Raw genomic sequence first — 3,795 nt, forward strand, 5'->3', positions numbered from 1 at the left:
CGGCCTGCGGCTTGGCCGCGACGTGCCGCGGCACGACGGCGACGCCCAGCCCGCGGTCGACCAGGTCCAGCAGCGTGTGCACGTCGTTGACCGTGAACCGCACCCGACGGCGCACGCCCCGCGCCGCGAACGCGTCGTCGTTGAGCTGGCGGATCGCCCAGGACGGGCGGAAGTCGATGAAGCTGTCGCCGCCCAGCTCGGCCCGGTCCACTGCCGCGCGGGCGGCCAGCGGGTGGTCGGGCGGACAGAGGAACACCACCGGCTCCTCGCCCAGGACGACGCGCGGGAGCACGCCCACATGGTCGGCCGTGGCGACGAACGCGGCGTCGAGGTCGCCGTCGCGCACCCCCGCCAGGAGCTCGTGCGAGCCCGCCTGCGTGAACGCGATCTCCACGCGCGGGTAGCGCCGGTGGAAGCGTTCCAGCAGCGTGGCGACGTCGACGAGGCCGAGGCACTGCTCCGCGCCGACCCGCAGCGTGCCCGCGAGCTCGCGCGAGACCTGGACCACCGCATCGCGAGCTTCCGTCGCGGAGGAGAGCATGGAGCGGGCGAAAGGCAGCAGCGCCAGGCCTGCCTCGGTGGGCTCGACCCGGCGGGTGGTCCTGGTGAACAGCTTGGTGCCCAGCTCGACCTCGAGGTTACGGATGGCGGCGGACAGCCCGGACTGGGAGACGCCGGTGAGCTCGGCGGCCCTCGTGAACTGGCGCTCTTCCGCCAGCGCCACGAGGTATTCCATCTGACGCAGTTCCATTAAGAAATACCAGTTCTGGGAATGATGATGAGGAGTTGTTGGACTTCTAGGTTATCGCTTCCTAGTCTCTGGTCCGAACCCGTTGCGACACGAGGAGAAACCATGCAGCTCCGTTCCATCGGCGGCCGTTCCGTCTCCGCGATCGGCCTCGGCGGCATGCCGATGTCCATCGAGGGCCGGCCCGACCGCGAGCGCTCGATCGCCACGATCCACGCCGCCCTCGACGCCGGCGTCACCCTGATCGACACCGCGGACGCCTACCACCAGTTCGCCGACGAGGTGGGGCACAACGAGCAGCTCATCGCCGAGGCCCTGCGGTCCTACGGCGGCGACACCTCCGGCGTCCTGGTCGCCACCAAGGGCGGCCACCTGCGGCCCGGCGACGGGTCCTGGACCAAGGACGGCCGGCCCGAGTACCTCAAGGAGGCCGCGAAGGCGTCGGCCAAGCGGCTCGGCGTCGACGCCATCGGCCTCTACCAGTTCCACCGCCCGGACCCGAACGTGCCGTACGGCGACTCGGTGGGCGCGATCCGCGACCTGCTCGACGAGGGCGTCATCGAGCTGGCGGGCATCTCGAACGCCAACCCGGACCAGATCCGCGAGGCCAACGACATCCTGGGCGGCCGCCTCGTGTCCGTGCAGAACCAGTTCTCACCGCGCTTCCGCTCCTCGCTGCCGGAGCTCGAGCTGTGTGCCGAGCTGGGCATCGCGTTCCTGCCCTGGAGCCCCCTGGGCGGCATCTCGCTGGCCCGCTCGGGCGAGCTCGGCGCCGAGTACTCGGCGTTCCAGGAGATCGCGGACGCGCACGGCGTGTCCCCGTTCCGCGTGACGCTGGCGTGGGAGCTCGCGCTCGCACCCGTCGTCGTGCCTATCCCCGGGGCGTCGCGCCCGGAGAGCATCACCGACTCGGCCCAGGCGAGCGAGCTGACGCTCACCCCCGACGAGGTCGCCCGCCTGTCGGCGGCCTGAGCCACGACCGCACCCACCACAGGAGAGAACCCGTGAAGACCTTCACCCTGCCCGGGACGGAGCTCACCGTCCCGAACGTCGTCCTGGGCCTCATGCGCATCCAGGAGAAGACCGACGAGGAGGTGCGCACCCTGGTCAAGACGGCCCGCGACGCCGGCATCTCGTTCTTCGACCACGCCGACGTCTACGGCTCGGCCCTGCACGGCTGCGAGACCCGGTTCGCCGAGGCCATGCAGCTCACGTCGTCGGAGCGCGAGCAGATCGTGCTCCAGACCAAGGCCGGCATCGTGCGCGAGGGGCCGTACTTCGACTACTCGTACGAGCATCTGGTCGAGTCGGTCGAGGGCTCGCTGGCCGCGCTCGGCACCGACTACATCGACATCCTGCTGCTGCACCGGCCGGACGCCCTCGTGGAGCCGGACGAGGTGGCGCGCGCGTTCGACGAGCTGTCGGCGTCGGGCAAGGTGAGGGCGTTCGGCGTCTCGAACCACACGCCGGGCCAGATCGAGCTGCTGCGCAAGTCCGTGACGCAGCCGCTCGTGGCCAACCAGCTCCAGCTCTCGGTGACGCACGCGCCGCTCGTGGCGCAGGGCGTGGCCGCGAACATGCAGGGCCTGGACCAGTCGATCAGCCGCGACTCCGGCACGCTCGACTACTGCCGCCTGCACGACATCACCGTGCAGGCCTGGTCGCCGTTCCAGGCCGGGTTCTTCAACGGCGTCTTCCTGGGCTCGCCGGACTACCCCGAGCTGAACGCCGTGATCGACCGCCTGGCGAAGAAGTACGACGTGCCGGCCATCGCGATCGCCACGGCGTGGATCACGCGCCACCCCGCGCAGATGCAGGTGGTGCTCGGCACCACCAACCCGGAGCGGGTCGCGGGCGCCGCGCTCGGCTCCGAGGTGCCGCTCACGCGCGCCGAGTGGTACGAGATGTTCCGGACGGCGGGCTACACCGTCCCGTGACCCGCTGACGCGGGCGCCGCCGTCGGCAGGCGGACAGGAACGGGACCGTGGGGTGTGTTGCTCCGCGTAGACAACTTCTACGCAGAGCAACGCACCCCCCTACCTGGGCCGGTGCCGGTCGGAGGCTAGGCCTGGGGCGCCACGTTGTGGTTCGACGCGAACAGGTTGCCCGGGTCGTAGGCCCGCTTGACCTCGCGGAGCCGGGCCAGCGTCGCCTCGGGGTAGGCGTTGCGGACATCCTGGTCCGTGGCCGTGCCCATGAAGTTCACGTAGCCGCGGCCGCGCACGCCCAGGGCCTCGGCGGCCGAGGCCACCCAGGCCGTCGTCGCGGGCAGCGCCTCCGGCGCCATCGCGGTACCGCCGACCGAGACCATGAACGCCGGGTCCCGGTGCGCGAAGGCCGTAGCGGCCGGGTCGACCCGCGAGATCGCGCCTCCCATCGGCCGGATGTTGACCGCGGACGGCCCGCTCGCCCCGGCCACCGCCTCGATCGCGGCGGCGGCCCAGTCCTCGTCGGGCGCCCAGACGCCCTCGCCGAGGAACCCGGTCCGCACGTCGCCGACGCCGCCCGCCGGCGGCCCGCCCGGCCCCTCGAACAGCGCCGTGTACGGGATCTCTCGGACGCCGTCGAGCAGCGTGCCCAGCGCTCGCAGCGGCCCGAACACCTCGGCCGCGTCCTCCGCCGAGCCCGCGTGGCACAGCAGCGCCATGAGCACCGGCTTGCCGTGCAGCTCGGCCGGGATCATCGGCACAGGCGGCGCCAGCATCACGTTCACCATGCCCGAGAACTCCTCCGGCCCCTCGGCGAACGCCCGCAGGACCGTGGCGAGCCTCGCCGGGGTCGGCTCCCACATCATCATGCCGCCCGTGACCGTGCCGACCTCCCGCAGCCGCAGGTCCAGTCGGGTGACGACACCGAAGTTCCCGCCGCCGCCGCGCAGCGCCCAGTAGAGGTCGGGGTTGTTGTCGGCGTCGGCCCGGACCACCTTGCCGTCCGCCAGGACGACCTCGGCACCCAGCAGGTTGTCGACCGTGAGCCCGTCGCGCCGGCTGAGGTAGCCGATCCCGCCGCCGAGGGAGATGCCCCCGACGCCGACGGTCGCCGTGTCG

At 72.0% G+C, this 3,795-nt stretch carries 4 protein-coding genes; 2 read left to right on the forward strand and 2 right to left on the reverse strand.

What is annotated here, in order from left to right; genetic code table 11:
• Positions 1-751, reverse strand: a 751-nt coding sequence (locus PROKR_RS30230; protein ID WP_036971711.1) for a LysR family transcriptional regulator, incomplete at its 3' end; no start/stop codon positions are given.
• Between the two features lie 102 nt (positions 752-853).
• Between PROKR_RS30230 and PROKR_RS30235 the strand changes: the two genes are divergently transcribed.
• Positions 854-1,720, forward strand: a complete 867-nt coding sequence (locus tag PROKR_RS30235; protein WP_036971714.1) for an aldo/keto reductase — start codon at positions 854-856, stop codon at positions 1,718-1,720.
• A gap of 32 nt (positions 1,721-1,752) precedes the next feature.
• Complete coding sequence (locus tag PROKR_RS30240; protein WP_020014011.1) at positions 1,753-2,685, forward strand: aldo/keto reductase; 933 nt, start codon at positions 1,753-1,755, stop codon at positions 2,683-2,685.
• A gap of 125 nt (positions 2,686-2,810) precedes the next feature.
• On the opposite strand, the gene PROKR_RS30245 is transcribed toward PROKR_RS30240, so the two are convergent.
• Positions 2,811-3,795 (reverse strand): FAD-binding oxidoreductase (locus tag PROKR_RS30245; RefSeq protein WP_036971716.1); only part of this gene is annotated, 985 nt, incomplete at its 5' end.

This window comes from Promicromonospora kroppenstedtii DSM 19349, assembly GCF_000515355.1.
In the GTDB taxonomy this organism is placed as follows: Bacteria; Actinomycetota; Actinomycetes; order Actinomycetales; family Cellulomonadaceae; genus Promicromonospora; species Promicromonospora kroppenstedtii.